The following is a 17,757-nucleotide window of genomic DNA, read 5'->3' on the forward strand; positions in this document are numbered from 1 at the left end:
GCTGGAGCGGGTGAAGGGAATCGAACCCTCGTCGTCAGCTTGGGAAGCTGCTGCTCTACCATTGAGCTACACCCGCGCCTGTCCAGCGCCCTTGCAACCGGCGCGGTTCGCGGTCAACCGCATTTTCCGGCGACCGGCCGCGACCGCTCGACGAAGGACCGACGAAACGATTGCGCTCGGACCCCCCGCCCGCCTAGGCCGTTTTCCGAAAAAGAGAGGCCAGTACCCATGCGAACGATCGATCACGTCATTGCCAACCATTCGGGCGGCGGCACGCCGCCGCGCACGCACAAGGTCTGGAATCCCTCGACCGGGGAGGTGCAGGCCGAAGTGGCGCTGGGCGATGCGGCGCTGCTCGATCACGCGGTGGCCGAGGCGCGCAAGGTACAGCCCGAATGGGCGGCGACCAATCCGCAGCGCCGCGCGCGGGTGATGTTCGAGTTCAAGCGGTTGGTCGAGGCGAACAAGCAGGCGCTCGCCGAACTGCTCGCCAGCGAACACGGCAAGGTGGTCGACGATGCCCACGGCGATATCCAGCGCGGGCTTGAGGTGATCGAATATGCCTGCGGCATTCCGCAGGCGCTGAAGGGCGAGTACACGCAAGGTGCGGGGCCGGGGATCGACGTCTATTCGGTGCGCCAGCCGCTCGGCATCGGGGCGGGGATCACCCCGTTCAACTTCCCGGCGATGATCCCGATGTGGATGTTCGGCATGGCGACGGCGGCGGGCAATGCCTTCATCCTCAAGCCCAGCGAGCGCGATCCGAGCGTGCCGGTGCGACTGGCCGAACTCTTCATCGAAGCCGGTGCGCCCGAAGGCCTGTTGCAGGTGGTCCACGGCGACAAGGAACTGGTCGACGCGATCCTCGATCATCCCGACATTGCCGCGATCAGCTTCGTCGGCTCGTCCGATATCGCGCAGTACATCTACTCGCGCGGCACCGCCAACGCCAAGCGGGTGCAGGCATTCGGCGGGGCGAAGAACCACGGCATCGTCATGCCAGATGCCGACCTCGACCAGGTGGTGAACGACCTGACCGGCGCAGCCTTCGGCTCGGCGGGCGAACGCTGCATGGCGCTGCCCGTGGTGGTGCCGGTGGGCGAGGACACGGCCGACAAGCTGCGCGAAAAGCTGATCCCTGCGATCCATGCGCTGCGGGTCGGCGTTTCCAACGACAAGGACGCGCATTACGGCCCGGTCGTCACGCCCGAACACAAGGCCCGGATAGAACAGTGGATCGACACGGCCGAGAAGGAAGGGGCCGAGGTGGTGATCGACGGACGCGGCTTCAGCCTGCAAGGGCACGAGAAGGGCTTCTTCGTCGGCCCCACCCTGCTCGACCGCGTGACGCCGCAGATGACCAGCTATCAGGAAGAAATCTTCGGCCCCGTCCTCCAGATGGTGCGCGCCAGGGATTTCGAGGACGCGGTGCGCCTGCCGAGCGAGCACCAATACGGCAACGGTGTCGCCATCTTCACCCGCAACGGCCACGCCGCGCGCGAATTTGCCGCGCGGGTGAATGTCGGCATGGTCGGCATCAACGTACCGATCCCGGTGCCGGTCAGCTATCACAGCTTCGGCGGGTGGAAGCGCTCGGGCTTTGGCGACATCGACCAGTACGGGCAGGAAGGTCTCAAGTTCTGGACCAAGAACAAGAAGGTCACCCAGCGCTGGCCCGATGGCGGGGGAGACGGGTCCAACGCCTTCGTCATCCCCACCATGGGTTGAGGAGCAAGCCGGTCATGCGTATTTCGATCGCCCTTGCATCGCTCGCGCTGCTTGCAGCCTGCAACGATACCGCTCCGCAGCCGGAACCGGCGGCAGAGCAAAGCGATGCCCCCTCCACCCCAGCCGTCAGCAGACCGGCTGACGCGGCTTCCGGCGATCGCGCCGTTCCCGCAGCAGCCGAAATTCCCGCGGCGCTGCAGGGGCGCTGGGGCCTGGTATCGGCGGACTGCACATCGACCCGGGGCGACAACAAGGGCCTGCTCGAAGTCGGACCTGAAACCCTGCGCTTCTACGAATCGCGCGGCACGCTGGGCGAGGTGACCGCTTCGCAGCCCGATCTCGTACGTGCGACCTTCGCCTTTACCGGCGAAGGCATGGAGTGGACCCGCGAGATGCAATTGCGGCTGATCGGCGGGAAAGACCGGCTCGAGCGGACCGAATACGGGCCGGAGGCCGCGGCGGAACTGCTCCTCTACGAAAGGTGCCCCACGTGATGCGTATGCCCCTCCCTGTATTCGCCGCGCTGGCGGCTCTGCCGCTCGGCGGCTGTGCCACGCTGGCATCCGCGCCCTCGGGCGAGCTTCAGGCAAGTCCCCAGCCGCCCGCCGGCACCATCTGCGACGCGGCCGAGGCGCAGCAGTTCATCGGCCGCAAGGCGGGCGAGGCGATCGGCCGCAGCGCGCTGGCCATGAGCAAGGCCCGCAACCTGCGCTGGGGCGGGCCGGATACGGCCTTCACCATGGATTACCGCGAGGATCGGCTGAACATCGTCTATGATGCGAAAGGGACGATCGAACGGATCTATTGCGGATAGACGCCGTGCAGATCCTTGCCGCCTATCCCCTTCCCTCGCCCTGCCGGCGGCGCTAATGCGCCGGCCATGACAGGACAGTTCCAGCTCACCGAAGAGCAGCTTGCGATCCAGGAGATGGCGCAGCGCTTCACCGCCGACAACATCACTCCCCACGCCGCGGAATGGGACGAGCACAGCATCTTCCCGCGCGAGGTCATCCAGAGCACGGCCGACCTCGGTTTCGGCGCGATCTATGTCAGCGAGGAAAGCGGCGGCATCGGGCTCGGCCGGCTGGAGGCGGCGCTGATCATGGAGGCGATGGCCTATGGCTGCCCCACCACCAGCGCCTTCATCTCGATCCACAACATGGCCAGCTGGATGATCGACCAGTTCGGCGGCGCCGAGGTCAAGGCGCGCTATCTGCCCGATCTCGTCAGCATGGAGAAGCTTGCCAGCTATTGCCTGACCGAACCCGGCAGCGGCTCGGATGCCGCAGGGCTCAAGACCCAGGCCGTGCGCGACGGCGATGACTACATCGTCAACGGCACCAAGCAGTTCATTTCCGGCGGCGGGGTCAACGATGTCTACGTCACCATGGTTCGCACCGGGGACCACAAGACCAAGGGCATCACCTGCCTGGTGGTCGACAAGGACACGCCCGGCGTCTCGTTCGGAAAGCCGGAGAAGAAGCTCGGCTGGAACGCCTCGCCCACCGCGCAGGTGATTTTCGAAGATGCCCGGGTGCCGGCCGTCAATCGCGTGGGCGACGAAGGCGAAGGCTTCCGGTTCGCGATGATGGGACTGGATGGCGGGCGGCTCAACATCGGGGCCTGCTCCTTGGGCGGGGCGCAGCGCTGTCTCGACGAAGCGGTCGCCTATACCAAGGACCGCAAGCAGTTCGACACCCCGCTGGCCGACTTCCAGAACACCCAGTTCATGCTGGCCGACATGGCCACCGATCTCGAAGCGGCGCGCGCGCTGCTCTATCTCGCCGCTGCCAAGGTGACCGATGGCGCGCCCGACAAGAGCCGCTTTTCCGCCATGGCCAAGCGTCTGGCGACCGACAATGGCAGCCGCATCGTCAACGACGCGCTGCAATTGTTCGGCGGCTACGGCTATCTGAAGGAATACCCGATCGAGCGGTTCTGGCGCGATCTTCGGGTCCACTCGATCCTTGAAGGCACCAATCAGGTCATGCGGATGATCGTGGGCCGTGACCTGCTGCGACAGTAACACTGGCAGGCGCTGGCTGGCGCGGGCATGGCCGGAACGACCTTTGCGAACCCTACCCGATCAGGCTTGAACCGAACGGATTGTGTATGACTGACGACGTTCTCCTCCACCGCCACGGCGCCGCCGGCCATGTCTCGCTCAACCGGCCCAAGGCGCTTCATGCGCTGACCCTCGACATGTGCCACGCAATCAGCGCGGCCTTGCGCGAATGGGCCGGGGACGACGGCATCGAGGCAGTCATGCTGGATCACGCCGAGGGCCGCGGGTTCTGCGCCGGCGGCGATATTGCCTTCCTGCGCCATTCCGCGCTCAACGATGGCGGCGCATCGGGGCGGCGGTTCTTTCACGACGAATACCAGCTCAATCATCAGCTGTTCGAATATGACAAGCCGGTGGTGGCGTTCATGGACGGCATCACGATGGGCGGCGGGGTCGGGCTGGCGCTGCCCGCGAAATACCGGGTCGCGACGGAGAACACCCGTTTCGCCATGCCCGAGACCGGCATCGGCCTGTTTCCCGACGTCGGCGGTGGCTGGCACCTGTCGCGCCTGCCGGGGCGGCTTGGCCAGTTCCTCGCCCTGACCGGCGCCCGGCTCGACGGGTCGGAATGCCTGTGGGCGGGGATCGCGACGCATTATCTCCCCGCCGACAAGCTGGCCGAGGCCAAGGCCCGCATTGCCGACAGTCCGGCGCGAATCGGCGGCATCCTGTCCGAACTCTCGGTCACCCCGCCTGAGGCGCGGATCGAGAAGAACGGCGAACGGATCGCCCGCCACTTCGCCTCGGACCGCTTCGAGGACATTCTCGCCAGCCTCGAAGAAGACGACAGCGAATGGGCGGCCAAGGAGCTGGCGACGCTCCGCACGAAAAGCCCGCAGACCTGCAAGGTCGCGTTGCGGCAGCTGGATGAAAGCGCCGGCCTCGACACATTTGCCCGGAACATGGCGATGGAATATCGCATCGCCAGCCGCGTCATCACCCGCCCGGACTTTGCCGAAGGCGTGCGCGCGGTGATCGTCGACAAGACAGGCGACCCCCGATGGAACCCGGCGACGCCTGAAGAAGTGAGCGAGGACTTGCTCGACGAGATTTTCGCCCCCCTGCCCGCCGACGAGGAGTGGAAACCCCTATGACTTACGAAGCCATCACCGTCGAAGCGCGCGGTGCCGTCACGCTGATCACCCTCAACCGCCCGCAGGCGCTCAACGCCCTCAACAGCCAGGTGCTGGCCGAGCTGACAGAGGCCTTCGCCGCCTATCAGGCCGATGGCAGCCAGCTGTGCGCCGTCCTCACCGGTAGCGGTGACAAGGCCTTCGCCGCCGGGGCCGACATCAAGGAAATGAGTGAAAAGGCCGCGGCGGATTTCTACCTCGAGGATTTCTTCTCGCCGTGGACCAGCGAGATCGTGCGCAAGACCCGCAAGCCGTGGATCGCCGCGGTCAACGGCTTCGCGCTGGGCGGCGGGTGCGAACTTGCCATGATGGCGGACTTCATCATCGCGAGCGAGAACGCGAAGTTCGGCCAGCCGGAGATCAAGCTGGGCGTCGCGCCCGGCATGGGCGGCAGCCAGCGGCTGACCAGGGCGATCGGTAAGTCGAAAGCCATGGAGATGTGCCTCACCGGGCGGATGATGGGGGCCGAGGAAGCCGAACGCAGCAACCTCGTCGCGCGCGTGGTGCCGCATGGCGAGTTGCTCGACGAGGCGATGAAGACCGCCCAGACTATCGCCGCGATGCCGCCGATGGCCGCCATCGCCAACAAGGAAATGGTCAACGCCGCCTTCGAGACGACGCTCGACCAGGGGCTGATCGTCGAACGCCGCATCTTCCAGATTCTCGCCGCGAGCGAGGACAAGACCGAAGGCATGGCCGCGTTCGTCGAGAAGCGTGAGGGCAAGTGGAAGGGGCGGTAATTCTCAAAGGTCTCGGCCTATTGACTTTCGGCGCGCTGTTTGTCTGGTTCGGCATCGATGGATGGCGTCACCGCCGCGAAGAACGGATCAATTTGATCGAAGCGGCCATCCTCAAGGCAGGGAATGAAGACAAGCCCCTGCCATTCAATCGATGGGACCGGATGATGGCCTATGTCCAGCCGGTGCTCATGTTGATATTCGGACCGCTCATGATCCTTGGCGGCGTGGCGGTCCTTTCACTTTTGGGAGAGTGACATGAAAATCGCCTTCATCGGCCTCGGCAACATGGGCGGCGGGATGGCCGCGAATCTCGTCAAGGCGGGTCACAACGTATGTGCCTTCGATCTCAACGAGGAAGCGCGACAAAAGGCTGACGATGCTGGCTGCACAACCTTCAGCGAGCCTGATTGGGCTGTCGAGGATGCTGAAGCGGTTGTGACCATGCTGCCGAACGGCGAGATCGTGAAATCGGTCTACGAAGGCAGCGTGTTCGGCCACGCCCCGGCAGGCGCGGTGCTGCTCGACTGTTCGACCATCGACGTCGCCACCGCGAAGGCGGTGATCGCAGACGCGGAAGCGAAGGGCTATGCCATGGTGGATGCGCCCGTCAGCGGCGGGATCGCGGCGGCGAGCGGCGGTACCCTCACCTTCATGGTCGGCGGCAGCGACGAGGCCTTCGCGCGTGCCGAACAGGTGCTCGGGGCGATGGGCAAGGCGGTCATCCACGCCGGGGCCGCGGGAGCCGGCCAGACGGCCAAGATCTGCAACAACATGCTGCTGGCGGTCCACATGATCGGCACCGCCGAGGCGATGAAGATGGCTGAGAAACTGGGCCTCGATCCGCAGAAGTTCTACGAGATTTCAAGCGTATCGAGCGGGCAGAACTGGTCGCTCAACACCTATACCCCGATGCCCGGCGTGGGCGCGGCCAGCCCGGCGGACAACGACTATCAGGGCGGGTTCGCAACTGCGCTGATGCTGAAGGACCTGCGGCTGGCGATGGAGGCCGCGGACGAGGCCGGTGCCGCGGTGCCGCTCTCCAGCCGCGCGGCGGCGCTCTACGAAGATTTCGCCGGCGCCGGCAATGGCGGGCGCGATTTCTCGGCGATCATCACGACCTATTGACGAGCCAGGTGCCCCCGCGCAGGCGGGGACACCGTGGGTTTACTGCCCGCCGATCTCGCTGCGCGCCGGCTCGCCGCCCGGGGGCGACGGTTCCTGCCACGCAAGCATCGGCTTTCTGGCCGCCAGCGTCTCGTCCAGCCGGCGGCGGGGCGCGTAATGCGGCGCGCTCTTCAAGCTCTCGTCGCCGGCCTTGGCCCGCTCGGCCACGCTGCGCAGCGCCAGAATGAACTGGTCGAGCGCGGCCTTGCTTTCCGTCTCGGTCGGTTCGACCAGCATCGCGCCATGCACCACCAGCGGGAAATACATGGTCATCGGATGATAACCCTCGTCGATCAGGGCCTTGGCCAGATCGAGGGTCGAGAACCCCTCGGCAAAGCCCTGGTCGCTGAACAGCGCCTCGTGCATGCACGGCCCGCTGGACCCGAACGGCGCATCGAGCACGTCGTCGAGGCTGCGCAGAAGGTAGTTGGCGTTGAGAACCGCATCCTCGGCCACCTGCTTCAGCCCGTCGGCCCCGTGACTGAGGATGTAGGTCAGCGCGCGGGTGAACATGCCCATCTGCCCGTGAAAGGCGGTCATCCGGCCGAACGCCCGTGTATGGTCGAACTCGGCCGCGTTCTCTTCCTCGACAAGGTGGACGACGCCGTCCTTGCCCTTGGCCGTGAACGGCAGCGGCCCGAAGGGAGCCAATGCTTCGCTCAGCACCACGGGCCCCGAACCCGGCCCGCCGCCACCGTGGGGGGTGGAGAAGGTCTTGTGGAGGTTGATGTGCATCGCATCGACGCCGAGGTCGCCGGGACGCACCTTGCCGACGATGGCGTTGAAGTTGGCCCCGTCGCAATAGACGAACCCGCCCGCCGCGTGGACCGCATCGGAAATCGCCTTCATGTCACGCTCGAACAGCCCGCAGGTGTTGGGATTAGTGATCATCACCGCGGCGACATCGGGTCCGAGCCGGGCCTTGAGCGCCTCCAGATCGACCCGCCCTTCGGCAGTCGCGGGAATGTCCTCGACCTTGTAGCCGGCGAAGGCCGCAGTCGCAGGATTGGTGCCGTGCGCGCTCTCCGGCACCAGCACCACCTTGCGCGCATCGCCGCGCGCCTCCAGCGCGGCGCGGATGCAGAGGATGCCGCACAGCTCGCCATGCGCGCCCGCCTTGGGGCTCATTGCGACGCCGTGCATTCCGGTGAGGTCGATCAGCCAGTGCGCCAGCTCGTTGATAACCTCCAGCGCGCCGCGCACCGTATCGACCGGTTGCAGCGGGTGGACATCGGCAAAGCCGGGCATCCGCGCAACTTTCTCGTTCAGGCGCGGATTGTGCTTCATCGTGCAGCTGCCGAGCGGAAACAGCCCCAGGTCGATGGCATAGTTCTGCCGGCTGAGGCGGGTGTAGTGACGAACGGTCTCCGGCTCGCTCAGCCCCGGAAGGCCGATCGCGTCCTTGCGTTCAAGCCCGCCAAGCCGGTTGGCCCCGCCCGGAACCTTCGGCAAATCGACCCCGGTGGTCGTATTGCTGCCGATCTCGAAGATCAGCGGCTCTTCCAGCATCAGGGCGCGGTTACCGGTGACGGTATCGGGGACGGCAGGCGCCTCGTGATCGGCAAGCGGGGTGCCGGGGCGCCAGCCCGAGGCGTTGGGGGCGTTCATGCCAGGGCTCCTTCAAGCGCGGCGGCGAGGGCTTCGATATCCTCCTCGCTGGTGGTTTCGGTGACGGCGACGACGAGGCCGTCGGCAAGACCTGCCTCGCCCGGATACAACCGGCCGAGCGAGACCCCTGCCAGCACCCCGTCATCGGCAAGCCGGCGCACCACGGCGCGGGCATCCTGGCCCAGCCGCACGGTGAACTCGTTGAAGAAGCTTTCATTCAGCACCGTCACCCCCGGCACCTTGGCCAACCGGTCCGCGGCAAGACAGGCGAGGCGGTGGTTCTCCGCCGCCAGCCGCCGCAACCCTTCCTCGCCCAGCAACGTCATGTGAACGCTGAAGGCGAGCGCGCACAGACCGCTGTTTGTGCAGATATTGCTGGTCGCCTTTTCGCGCCGGATGTGCTGCTCGCGGGTGGAGAGGGTGAGGACGAAGCCACGCTTGCCCGCCGCGTCCACCGTTTCGCCGCACAGGCGCCCGGGCATCTGGCGGGTGTGCTTTTCGTTGGTGACCGCGAACAGGCCCAGATAGGGCCCGCCGAATTGCAGGCCGACGCCGATCGACTGTCCTTCGCCCACCACGATGTCCGCACCAAGGTTTCCGGGCGCCTCGATCGCGCCAAGCGCCACCGGCTCGGTATTGACCACGATCAGCAGCGCGCCCTTGGCGTGCGCCGCTTCCGCGATCGCGCGCACATCGGGCAGACGACCGAGAATATCGGGATATTGTACCACGACGCAGCTGGTCTGATCGTCGATCCGGGCGATCAGGCCGTCATTGTCGGGCTGCGGAGTCAGCGAGGGTGCCGCATGGGCAATCTCGTCTTCGGTGAACTTGGCCATCGTCTTGACGACTTCGGCGTAATGCGGATGCAGCGCGCCCGACAGCACCGCCCGCTTCCTGCGGGTGATCCGCCCCGCCATCGCCACCGCTTCCCAGCAGGCGGTCGAGCCGTCGTACATCGAGGCGTTGGCAACCGCGCAGCCATAGAGCCGGGCGACCTGGCTTTGGAACTCGAACAGCATCTGCAGGGTGCCCTGCGCGATTTCCGGCTGATAGGGGGTGTAGGCTGTGAGGAACTCGCCGCGCTGGATGATGTGATCGACCGAGGCGGGCACGTGATGGCGATATGCCCCCGCGCCGAGGAAGAACGGCGCATCGGCCGCGGCAAGGTTCTTCTTCGAGAGCGCGCGCATGTGCCGTTCCACCGCCATTTCGCTGGCGTGCAGCGGCAGGCCCTCGATCGGGCCCGACAGGCGGGCTTCCTCGGGCACATCGGCAAACAGCGCGTCGATATCGGCGGCGCCGATCGTTTCCAGCATCGCCGTACGATCGGCATCGGTCAGGGGTAGGTAGCGCATCGATTTCTCCATCGCCCCTCCCCTGAAAGGGAGGGGGGTCATGGTCACAGCCCGTCGCAGAAACTCGTGTAGGCAGCCTCGTCCATCAGACCGTCGAGCTGGCTCTTGTCGCCCACGGACATTCTGAAGAACCAGCCCCCGCCCTGCGGATCGGTGTTGACCAGCGCCGGATCGTCCTCGAGCGCGGCATTGGCTTCGGTCACCTCGCCGTCGATCGGGGCGTAGACGTCGCTCGCCGCCTTGACGCTTTCGACCACCGCCGCATCGCCGCCCTTAATCAGCGCGGTGCCGGCCGCCGGCAATTCGACGAAGACGATGTCGCCCAACTGGCCTTGCGCATAATCGGTGATGCCGACGGTGGCGGTATCGCCATCGATGTCGAGCCATTCGTGTTCGTCGGTGAAATAGCGTGCCATCGTGTCACTTCCCTCTGTGATAGCGGTGGGGGACGAAGGGCGTCGGGGCGACCTTCGCCAACAGACGTTTGCCGCGCACCTCGATCTCAAGCGCGGTATCGGGCGCGGTGTACCCGGCATCGACATAGGCCATCGCAATCGGACGGCCGAGAGTCGGCGAAAAGCCGCCGCTGGTGACGGTGCCGACCTGCGTATCGCCGGCGAACACCGCCGCGCCTTCACGCGCGGGAAGCCGCCCGTCGACCGCCAGGCCGATCCAGCTGCGCGACGGGCCTTGCGCCAGCTCCCGCTGGACCCGCTCCGCGCCGGGGAAACCCCCTTCGCTGCGGCGGCGCTTGTTGATCCCGAACGTAAGCCCGGCCTCGATCGGCGAGGTATCGGGCGTCATGTCATGGCCGTAGAGCGGCAGACCCGCCTCCAGCCGCAGGCTGTCGCGCGCGCCCAGCCCGACCGGGCGCACCCGCTCGTCCGCCACCAGCGCATCGGCAAGTTCTGCGGCGCGCTCGGCAGGGTAGCTGAGCTCGAACCCGTCCTCGCCGGTATAGCCTGACCGCCCGATGCCGAGCATCGCGCCGTTCCATTCGCGCGCGGTTCCCTGCATGAAGACAAGCTCCTGCGTGACGCCCGGCACAAGCCGCTCCAGTACCGCCGCCGCTTCGGGGCCCTGCAGCGCGAGGAGGATGCGATCCTCTTCATGGGTCAGGGTCACCTCGTCGGGCAGGTGCTCGCGCAGGTGGGCGATGTCGTCCCACTTGGTCGCCCCGTTGACCACCAGGTAATATTCCGCTGCCCCGCCCGGCGGGGTCACGTTGGTGACCATCAGGTCGTCGAGCACGCCGCCATTGTCGTCGAGCAGCAGCGAATAGCGGATGCGCCCCGGCTTGAGCGTCGACAGATCGATCGGCAGCACCGCCTCGAGCGCGGCTTCAACCCCCTCGCCCGTCACCATCAGCTGGCCCATGTGGCTGACATCGAAGAGCCCGGCATGATTGCGGGTCCATTCGTGTTCGGGAATGATTCCGCCCCCTTCGCCGGTGTACTGGATCGGCATCCAGTAGCCCGCGAACTCGACCATGCGGGCGGCGCGTTCGCGATGCCACGCATCGAGCGGCAGGGTCTGCGTCTCCGGCGCGGCTTCGGTATCCTCGCTCATCCAAGTCCTTCCCGACAGCGCGGCAACACCCCGGTGGCGAGGCGCGGTCCACGTGTTGCCCCCTCTGTCGGGTGAACCTGAGAGACTGGCCGACGCGGCCACCGGGCGGCGCAGGCTTACCCCTTCGGTGGCGCCCCCGCAAAGGAGGCGCGCTTTCCAGAGTGTCGCTGGCCGCGCGCGGTCCGTTTGCCTGAGAGTTTCCGGGGCGGTTGCTCCTTCGGCGCCGGGGGGCGGCAAACCCCCGCGGGCTCTCCCGCGCGTGCCTGCAGGGAAGAATCGCTTCCGCCATGCCGACCCGCGATGCCCTGCGCCATCGGACCCGCGCGGTCAACGCCGGAGCGATGCGGCGCGCGGGAAAAGCGGCCCGGGGGACTTGCCCGGCCCCTCCGGCCGGGGCACAGCCCGCGCATGACAGGCCACGCGATGACGGTGAACGAGGTCTATCTCATCGCGCTTGTCATCATCTTCGCCGGGCCGTGGCTGGTCTGGCGGCTGCTGCGGACCGATTACTGGGCCCCGCTGGTGGTGGTGCAGATCATCGGCGGCATCGTGCTCGGTCCGGGCGTGCTGGGTGCCGCCTTTCCCGAGTACCACGCCTTCGTCTTCCGGCCCGAGGTGACCGCCATGCTCAACGGCGTCGCGCTGTGGGCGGTGATGCTGTTCGTCTGGATCGCCGGGGTCGAACTCGACCTGTCGGCCGCCTGGCGCCACCGTCGCGAAACCGGCATCACCGCCGGTCTCGCGCTAGGCGCGCCGCTGCTGCTGGGGGCGCTGGCGGCGCTGGTGCTGGTGCGGTTCGAGGGCTGGCGCGGACCGCTGGGCGAGGAGTGGCAGGTGGTGCTCGGCCTTGGCATGGCCTGCGCCGTCACCGCCCTGCCCATTCTGGTGCTGCTGATGGAGAAGCTCGACATCCTGCGCGCCCCGCTTGGCCAGCGGATCCTGCGCTATGCCAGCCTCGACGACATCGCCATCTGGGCCGTCCTCGCGCTGATCCTGCTGGATTGGGAGAGGATCGGGCGGCAGGCGCTGTTCTTCCTCGCCTTCGCGCTTGCCGCCTGGGGGATGAGGCGGCTGGTTCCGCGGCTGGCGGAAACGGAGCGCTGGGCAGTGGGGCTGATCTGGCTGGCGCTGTGCGGTCTTGCCGGCGACTGGTCGGGCTTGCACTTCATGGTCGGCGCGTTCCTTGCCGGCGCAGTGCTCGATGCGGACTGGTACGGGCACCGGGCGATGGACCGGTTCCGTACCATCGTGCTCCTCACCATCATGCCGGTGTTCTTCCTGTCGACCGGATTGCGGACCCGGTGGGAAGTCGGCGGGGCCTTGGTGTTCGGCGCGGCGGCGCTGCTGCTGGCCGCCTCGGTCGCCGGCAAGCTTGCCGGGGTGGCGCTGGCCGGGCGCTTGCTCGGCTGGGCCAAGGGCGAGGCGCGGCTGATCGGCTGGCTTTTGCAGACCAAGGCGCTGATCATGATCATCTTCGCCAACATCCTGCTCGACAAGCAGATCATCACCGGCACCGCCTTCACCGCGCTGCTGCTGATGGCGGTGGCAAGCACGATGCTCACCATCCCGTTCGCCGCCCCCTTGCTGCGCCGGTTGGCCGCGGTACGGGACCGCGAGGCTTGATCGGCATTGGTAGTTTGTGCCGATGCTTAACATAGTATAAAGATCGCCGCGGCGAGTCGTACCTGATCGGCGCGAAACCAGCCGCAGCGGGTCGCGCTTAACCAGTTCTATAGTGGGGAAAGCGCATGAAACTCGTCGGGTACACCCTCGTCGCGGCAGCGGCGGCCTTCGCCGTTCCGGCCTCCGCTCAAACCGTCTTTACGACCGACTTCGAAAGCGGGATGCCGGCGGAGTTTTCTGGTCAGGGAACGATCGAATCGCCGGGCACGCTGCCGACCGCCGACTTCGGCCAGGGGCATCTCTACAACGACACCACGGTGACAGGTCCGGCGGGCGCCAGCGTTCTGACGCTGAGCGGTCTCACGCCGCATGACGCGCTGTCGATCGAGTTCGATTTCCTCGCCTGGAACAGTTGGGACGGCTCGTCCCAGGGCTTCCCGCAGGGCGATTTCTTCGAAGTCCTGCTGGACGGAACGCTGATCGCGAGCATTTCGCCCAACAATGCCAGCGGCACCTTGTTTGTGCCCGGCTCGGCGACTCTCATCTTCGACCCCGCACCGTACGGGTTTGGCGATTCCTCCCCGTTTTTCGACCGCGACACGGTCTACCGGGTGACCCTTGGCGGGCTGACGCATACCGCCGCCACTGCCGTCTTCACCTTCCAGGTCGGCGGCAGCGGCTGGCAGGGCGGCAGCGACGAAGCATTCGGCCTCGATAACATTCGCGTCGATGCGGTTTCGAGCGCAGTGCCCGAGCTTTCCACCTGGGCGCTGCTCATCCTCGGCTTCGGAGCGATCGGCGGTTTCCTGCGGCGGCGGGAACGGCGGCCCGCCTACGCCTAGTCGAGGTTGGGCCGCAGCCAGCGTTCCGCCTGATCGATGCCGATCCCGCGCCGCCGGGCGTAATCCTCCAGCTGGTCGCGCCCGATCCGCGCGACACCGAAATACGCCGCTTCCGGGTGGGCGAAATAGAACCCGCTGACCGCCGCGGTGGGCAGCATGGCGAAGCTTTCGGTGAGGGTGAGGCCGGCGGTCTCGCCCGCGTTCAGCAGATCGAACAGGATCGGTTTGAGGCTGTGATCGGGGCAGGCGGGGTAGCCGGGCGCGGGGCGAATACCGCGATACTGCTCCTTGATCAGCGCCTCGTTGGTCAGCTGCTCGCCCGGTGCGTATCCCCACAGGTCGGTGCGGACGTACCGGTGCAGCGCTTCGGCAAAGGCTTCGGCCAGCCGGTCGGCCAACGCTTTCAGCAGGATGTCGGAATAATCGTCGCGGTCCTCGCGGAAGGCGGCGGAATATGGCTCGATCCCGTGGATGCCGACCGCGAAGCCGCCGATCCAGTCGCCCGCCGGGTCGATGAAATCGGCTAGGCACATATTGGCCCGGTCGCGCGATTTCTTCACCTGCTGGCGCAAAAACGGCAGGACGGTGCGCGTTTCCCCTTCCGCGTCGTAGATCGTCACATCGTCGCCATCGCGGGCGCAGGGCCAGAACCCGGCGACCCCGCGCGCGGTCACCCACTTTTCGCCCACGATCCGGTCGAGCATGGCATTGGCGTCGGCGAACAGCTGGGTCGCAGTTTCGCCCACCACCTCGTCGGTCAGGATGGCGGGATAGACCCCGTGCAGTTCCCAGGCGCGGAAGAACGGGGTCCAATCGATATACCGGCGCAGGTCGGCAAGATCCCAGTCGGCGAATTCGTGCACCCCGGGCTTGAGCGGCGGGGCGGCCTTGTCGGACAGGAAGGCGTCGTAGAAGTTTGCTCGCGCCTCCTCGAGCGTCAGCAGCACGCTCTGCCCCTTGCCCGCGCGCGCATCGCGCACCTTGCCGTATTCCGCCGCCGTGGTGATGACGAACTCGTCGCGCTGGGTATCGCTAAGCAGGCGGCTCGCCACTCCGACCGCGCGGCTCGCGTCGAGGACATGGATTACCGGCCCCTCATAGGCAGGATCGATCTTGAGCGCGGTGTGGACCTTGCTGGTGGTCGCCCCGCCGATCAGCAGGGGGATGGTCAGGCCGGCGCGGGTCATTTCTTCGGCCACCGTCACCATCTCGTCGAGGGAGGGGGTGATGAGGCCGGAAAGCCCGATCATATCGGCTCCGCTCTCGCGCGCGGCTTCGAGAATGCGCTGCCACGGCACCATGACGCCAAGGTCGATGACCTCGTAGCCGTTGCACTGAAGCACGACGGCGACGATGTTCTTGCCGATGTCGTGAACGTCGCCCTTGACCGTCGCCATGACGATGCGGCCCTTGGACTGGTCGGCGAGGCCGCTTGCCTCCTTCTCCTCCTCGATGAAGGGGATGAGGTGGGCGACCGCCTTCTTCATCACGCGGGCCGACTTGACCACCTGCGGCAGGAACATCTTGCCCGAACCGAACAGGTCGCCGACGACGTTCATCCCGTCCATCAGCGGGCCTTCGATGACCTCGATCGGGCGGGCAAAGCTCTGCCGCGCTTCCTCGGTGTCGGCGACGACATGAGCGTCGATCCCCTTGACCAGCGCATGCTCCAGCCGCCGCGCGACCGGCCAGCCGCGCCATTCCTCCTCGGCCTTCTCGTCAGCGGCGGACACGCCCTTGTAGCTTTCGGCAAGCGCGATCAACCGCTCGGTCGCGTCCGGTCGGCGCATGAGGATGACGTCTTCGGCCGCCTCGCGCAGCGCCGGGTCGATCTGGTCGTAAACGTCGAGCTGGCCGGCGTTGACGATCGCCATGTCGAGCCCGGCGGGGATCGCGTGATAGAGGAACACCGAATGCATCGCGCGGCGCACCGTCTCGTTGCCGCGGAAGCTGAACGAGAGGTTGGAGAGCCCCCCGCTGGTATGCGCGTGAGGGCAGCGGCGCTTGATCTCGGCCACCGCCTCGATGAAGTCGAGGGCGTAGCGGTCATGTTCCTCGATCCCGGTGGCGACGGCGAAGATGTTGGGATCGAAGATGATGTCCTCGGCCGGAAAGCCGATCCCGGTCAGGAGATCGTAGGCGCGGGCGCAGATCTCGACCTTGCGATCCCGGGTATCGGCCTGCCCGGTCTCGTCGAACGCCATCACCACCGCGGCGGCGCCGTAATCCATGCAGGTGCGGGCCTGATCGAGGAACGCCGCCTCGCCTTCCTTCATGCTGATCGAATTGACGATCGGCTTGCCCGAGACGCATTTCAGCCCGGCCTCGATCACCTCCCACTTCGAGCTGTCGATCATCACCGGCACGCGGGCGATATCGGGCTCGGCGGCGATCAGCTTGAGGAAGGTCGTCATCGCGTGCTTTGCGTCGAGCAGGCCTTCGTCCATGTTGACGTCGATGATCTGCGCGCCGTTTTCCACCTGATCGCGCGCCACCTCGACCGCGGCGGCATAATCGTCCGCCATGATCAGCTTCTTGAACCGGGCGCTGCCGGTGACATTGGTCCGCTCGCCGATGTTGACGAAGCGGGCGGTAGAAAGCTGGGTCATTGTTTGTCCGTCATCCCGGCAAATTGCGGGGTCTTGTCCGAAATCACCGGACGGAGTTGAAGGCGATCCCGGCTTTCGCTGGAATAACGTGACCGGTTACGCCGCAAGGGTGAACGGCTCCAGCCCGGCAAGCCGCATCCCGGGCGCCGCTGTGGGCACCTTGCGCGGCGTCAGCCCGGCAACGGCGCGCGCCATCGCGGCGATATGCGCCGGCGTCGAACCGCAACATCCGCCCAGCGCGTTGATCCGCCCATCGGCTGCCCACAGGCGGGTGAGCGAGGCCGTCGTCTCGGGCAGCTCGTCATACTCGCCAAGATCGTTGGGCAGGCCCGCATTGGGATAGGCCATCAGATAGGTATCGGCGATGTCGGACAGCACCTGCACATAGGGGCGCAGCTGTTCCGCCCCGAAGCTGCAATTGAGCCCGATGGTCAGCGGGCGGGCGTGGCGCACGGTGTACCAGAACGCCTCGATCGTATGGCCCGAGAGGTTGCGCCCGGAAAGATCGGTCAGGGTGAGCGACAGCATCAACGGGATGTCCCGCCCCAGCTCTCTCTCGAGCTGGCGCACCGCAAGGCACGCGGCCTTGCAGTTGAGCGTATCGAACACTGTCTCGACGAGGATGAAGTCCACCCCGCCCTCGATCAGGGCGGCGCATTGTTCGCGGTAGACCGAGACGATCGTGTCGAAATCGACCTCGCGGAAGCCCGGATCCTCGACATCGGGGGACAGCGAGAGGGTCTTGTTGGTCGGCCCGACCGCGCCGACCACGAAACGTGGCACCCCGTCCCGCGCGCTTGCCTCGTCCACCGCCTCGCGGATGATCCGGGCGGCGGCGAGGTTGATTTCGCGCACAAGGCCTTCCGCCCCGTAATCCGCCTGGCTGATGCGGTTGGCGTTGAAGGTATTGGTCGCCAAGATGTGCGCCCCGGCGGCGATGTAACTGCCGCAGATGGCGCGGATCACCTGCGGCTGAGTCAGATTGACGAGATCGTTATTGCCCTTCTGGTCAGCCGCCAGCCCGGTATTGCCGGCATAGTCGGCAGGCGACAGCCCGGCGCGCTGGATCTCGGTGCCGTAGGGGCCGTCCTTGATCAGGATGGCATGCGCGGCGGCGGCTTCGAACGCGTCTCTCTTGCTCATGCGGCGACCTTGGGGCGCAGGCCGAGCATGTGGCAGCTCGCATAGCTCAGCTCGGCGCGGTTGAGGGGGTAGAAAGGGAATTGCCGGACCCCGCCCGCATAGAGCCGGCGGCACAATTCGGCGGCGATGGTGGCGGAAACCAGCTGGCGCGCCTCGGGCCGTTCGTCGAGCCCCT

The 17,757-nt window shown here is 66.5% G+C and carries 16 protein-coding genes, 1 tRNA gene, 1 pseudogene and 1 riboswitch; of the genes and pseudogenes, 10 read left to right on the forward strand and 8 right to left on the reverse strand.

The annotated features are described in order from the left end of the window. Positions 1–2 precede the first annotated feature (2 nt). Positions 3–76 (reverse strand) — tRNA-Gly (locus ACHFFA_RS11580). A 152-nt stretch (positions 77–228) separates the two neighbouring features. Here ACHFFA_RS11580 and ACHFFA_RS11585 point away from each other — a divergent pair. From ACHFFA_RS11585 to mmsB, 8 genes are all read left to right on the forward strand, one after another. After that, on the forward strand, positions 229–1,728 hold the full coding sequence (locus ACHFFA_RS11585; RefSeq protein WP_394270989.1) for a CoA-acylating methylmalonate-semialdehyde dehydrogenase: 1,500 nt from the start codon (positions 229–231) through the stop codon (positions 1,726–1,728). Between the two features lie 14 nt (positions 1,729–1,742). Then, on the forward strand, positions 1,743–2,222 hold the full coding sequence (locus ACHFFA_RS11590; RefSeq protein WP_394270990.1) for a hypothetical protein: 480 nt from the start codon (positions 1,743–1,745) through the stop codon (positions 2,220–2,222). Then, positions 2,222–2,542, forward strand: a complete 321-nt coding sequence (locus ACHFFA_RS11595; protein ID WP_394270991.1) for an I78 family peptidase inhibitor — start codon at positions 2,222–2,224, stop codon at positions 2,540–2,542. Before ACHFFA_RS11590 ends, ACHFFA_RS11595 begins: the two co-directional genes overlap by 1 nt. A gap of 66 nt (positions 2,543–2,608) precedes the next feature. Next, the gene (locus tag ACHFFA_RS11600; protein WP_394270992.1) at positions 2,609–3,754 is read left to right on the forward strand and encodes an acyl-CoA dehydrogenase family protein; all 1,146 of its coding nucleotides are present in this window, start codon (positions 2,609–2,611) and stop codon (positions 3,752–3,754) included. An 86-nt stretch (positions 3,755–3,840) separates the two neighbouring features. Beyond that, positions 3,841–4,887, forward strand: coding sequence for an enoyl-CoA hydratase/isomerase family protein (locus ACHFFA_RS11605; protein ID WP_394270993.1), 1,047 nt, complete (start codon positions 3,841–3,843; stop codon positions 4,885–4,887). Then, complete coding sequence (locus ACHFFA_RS11610) at positions 4,884–5,666, forward strand: enoyl-CoA hydratase-related protein (protein ID WP_394270994.1); 783 nt, start codon at positions 4,884–4,886, stop codon at positions 5,664–5,666. Before ACHFFA_RS11605 ends, ACHFFA_RS11610 begins: the two co-directional genes overlap by 4 nt. After that, positions 5,651–5,920: a hypothetical protein gene (locus ACHFFA_RS11615; protein WP_394270995.1), complete on the forward strand. Its 270-nt coding sequence runs from the start codon at positions 5,651–5,653 to the stop codon at positions 5,918–5,920. The genes ACHFFA_RS11610 and ACHFFA_RS11615 overlap by 16 nt, the downstream gene beginning before the upstream one ends. 1 nt (position 5,921) lies before the next feature. Continuing rightward, on the forward strand, positions 5,922–6,791 hold the full coding sequence (gene mmsB, locus ACHFFA_RS11620) for a 3-hydroxyisobutyrate dehydrogenase (protein ID WP_394270996.1): 870 nt from the start codon (positions 5,922–5,924) through the stop codon (positions 6,789–6,791). 39 nt (positions 6,792–6,830) lie between these two features. Here the strand turns inward: mmsB and gcvPB are convergent, their stop codons facing one another. Genes gcvPB through gcvT form a run of 4 tightly spaced genes read right to left on the reverse strand, consistent with a single transcriptional unit; the run spans position 6,831 to position 11,365 of the window. Next, positions 6,831–8,438, reverse strand: coding sequence for an aminomethyl-transferring glycine dehydrogenase subunit GcvPB (gene gcvPB / locus ACHFFA_RS11625; protein WP_394270997.1), 1,608 nt, complete (start codon positions 8,436–8,438; stop codon positions 6,831–6,833). Next, positions 8,435–9,796 carry an aminomethyl-transferring glycine dehydrogenase subunit GcvPA gene (gene gcvPA / locus ACHFFA_RS11630; RefSeq protein ID WP_394270998.1) on the reverse strand — a complete coding sequence of 454 codons (1,362 nt, stop codon included), beginning with the start codon at positions 9,794–9,796 and terminating at the stop codon, positions 8,435–8,437. Before gcvPA ends, gcvPB begins: the two co-directional genes overlap by 4 nt. A gap of 44 nt (positions 9,797–9,840) precedes the next feature. Then, positions 9,841–10,212 (reverse strand): glycine cleavage system protein GcvH, encoded by a 372-nt coding sequence (gene gcvH / locus ACHFFA_RS11635; RefSeq protein WP_394270999.1) that lies wholly within the window; start codon positions 10,210–10,212, stop codon positions 9,841–9,843. A 4-nt stretch (positions 10,213–10,216) separates the two neighbouring features. Then, positions 10,217–11,365 carry a glycine cleavage system aminomethyltransferase GcvT gene (gene gcvT, locus ACHFFA_RS11640; protein WP_394271000.1) on the reverse strand — a complete coding sequence of 383 codons (1,149 nt, stop codon included), beginning with the start codon at positions 11,363–11,365 and terminating at the stop codon, positions 10,217–10,219. Positions 11,366–11,533: 168 nt separating this feature from the next. Beyond that, positions 11,534–11,631: riboswitch (glycine riboswitch) on the reverse strand. Between the two features lie 157 nt (positions 11,632–11,788). Here gcvT and ACHFFA_RS11645 point away from each other — a divergent pair. After that, positions 11,789–12,988, forward strand: coding sequence for a cation:proton antiporter (locus tag ACHFFA_RS11645; RefSeq protein WP_394271004.1), 1,200 nt, complete (start codon positions 11,789–11,791; stop codon positions 12,986–12,988). 125 nt (positions 12,989–13,113) lie between these two features. Next, a complete protein-coding gene (locus ACHFFA_RS11650) occupies positions 13,114–13,830 on the forward strand; it encodes a PEPxxWA-CTERM sorting domain-containing protein (RefSeq protein ID WP_394271001.1) in 717 nt (238 codons plus the stop codon). On the opposite strand, the gene metH is transcribed toward ACHFFA_RS11650, so the two are convergent. The 3 genes and pseudogenes from metH to ACHFFA_RS11665 form a co-directional block, all read right to left on the reverse strand. Further along, the gene (gene metH / locus ACHFFA_RS11655) at positions 13,827–16,439 is read right to left on the reverse strand and encodes a methionine synthase (RefSeq protein ID WP_394271002.1); all 2,613 of its coding nucleotides are present in this window, start codon (positions 16,437–16,439) and stop codon (positions 13,827–13,829) included. The two genes, ACHFFA_RS11650 and metH, sit on opposite strands and share 4 nt — an antisense overlap. Positions 16,440–16,535: 96 nt before the next feature. Further along, complete coding sequence (locus ACHFFA_RS11660; protein ID WP_394271003.1) at positions 16,536–17,582, reverse strand: homocysteine S-methyltransferase family protein; 1,047 nt, start codon at positions 17,580–17,582, stop codon at positions 16,536–16,538. Then, positions 17,579–17,757 (reverse strand): annotated as a pseudogene (locus ACHFFA_RS11665) (methylenetetrahydrofolate reductase [NAD(P)H]); the annotation flags it as partial. The gene ACHFFA_RS11660 and the pseudogene ACHFFA_RS11665, both read right to left, overlap by 4 nt.

Source organism: Qipengyuania sp. (genome assembly GCF_043423005.1).
Taxonomy (GTDB): domain Bacteria; phylum Pseudomonadota; class Alphaproteobacteria; order Sphingomonadales; family Sphingomonadaceae; genus Qipengyuania.

What these genes read in the sequence shown, in the direction of transcription:
- ACHFFA_RS11590 (WP_394270990.1), top strand. Translation starts at nt 1,743, where the DNA reads ATGCGTATTTCGATCGCCCTTGCATCGCTCGCGCTGCTTGCAGCCTGC.
- ACHFFA_RS11605 (WP_394270993.1), top strand. Translation starts at nt 3,841, where the DNA reads ATGACTGACGACGTTCTCCTCCACCGCCACGGCGCCGCCGGCCATGTC.
- ACHFFA_RS11585 (WP_394270989.1), top strand. Translation starts at nt 229, where the DNA reads ATGCGAACGATCGATCACGTCATTGCCAACCATTCGGGCGGCGGCACG.
- ACHFFA_RS11610 (WP_394270994.1), top strand. Translation starts at nt 4,884, where the DNA reads ATGACTTACGAAGCCATCACCGTCGAAGCGCGCGGTGCCGTCACGCTG.
- gcvPB (WP_394270997.1), bottom strand. Translation starts at nt 8,438, where the DNA reads ATGAACGCCCCCAACGCCTCGGGCTGGCGCCCCGGCACCCCGCTTGCC.
- ACHFFA_RS11650 (WP_394271001.1), top strand. Translation starts at nt 13,114, where the DNA reads ATGAAACTCGTCGGGTACACCCTCGTCGCGGCAGCGGCGGCCTTCGCC.
- gcvH (WP_394270999.1), bottom strand. Translation starts at nt 10,212, where the DNA reads ATGGCACGCTATTTCACCGACGAACACGAATGGCTCGACATCGATGGC.
- ACHFFA_RS11660 (WP_394271003.1), bottom strand. Translation starts at nt 17,582, where the DNA reads ATGAGCAAGAGAGACGCGTTCGAAGCCGCCGCCGCGCATGCCATCCTG.
- ACHFFA_RS11600 (WP_394270992.1), top strand. Translation starts at nt 2,609, where the DNA reads ATGACAGGACAGTTCCAGCTCACCGAAGAGCAGCTTGCGATCCAGGAG.
- metH (WP_394271002.1), bottom strand. Translation starts at nt 16,439, where the DNA reads ATGACCCAGCTTTCTACCGCCCGCTTCGTCAACATCGGCGAGCGGACC.
- gcvPA (WP_394270998.1), bottom strand. Translation starts at nt 9,796, where the DNA reads ATGCGCTACCTACCCCTGACCGATGCCGATCGTACGGCGATGCTGGAA.
- gcvT (WP_394271000.1), bottom strand. Translation starts at nt 11,365, where the DNA reads ATGAGCGAGGATACCGAAGCCGCGCCGGAGACGCAGACCCTGCCGCTC.
- ACHFFA_RS11595 (WP_394270991.1), top strand. Translation starts at nt 2,222, where the DNA reads ATGCGTATGCCCCTCCCTGTATTCGCCGCGCTGGCGGCTCTGCCGCTC.
- mmsB (WP_394270996.1), top strand. Translation starts at nt 5,922, where the DNA reads ATGAAAATCGCCTTCATCGGCCTCGGCAACATGGGCGGCGGGATGGCC.
- ACHFFA_RS11645 (WP_394271004.1), top strand. Translation starts at nt 11,789, where the DNA reads ATGACGGTGAACGAGGTCTATCTCATCGCGCTTGTCATCATCTTCGCC.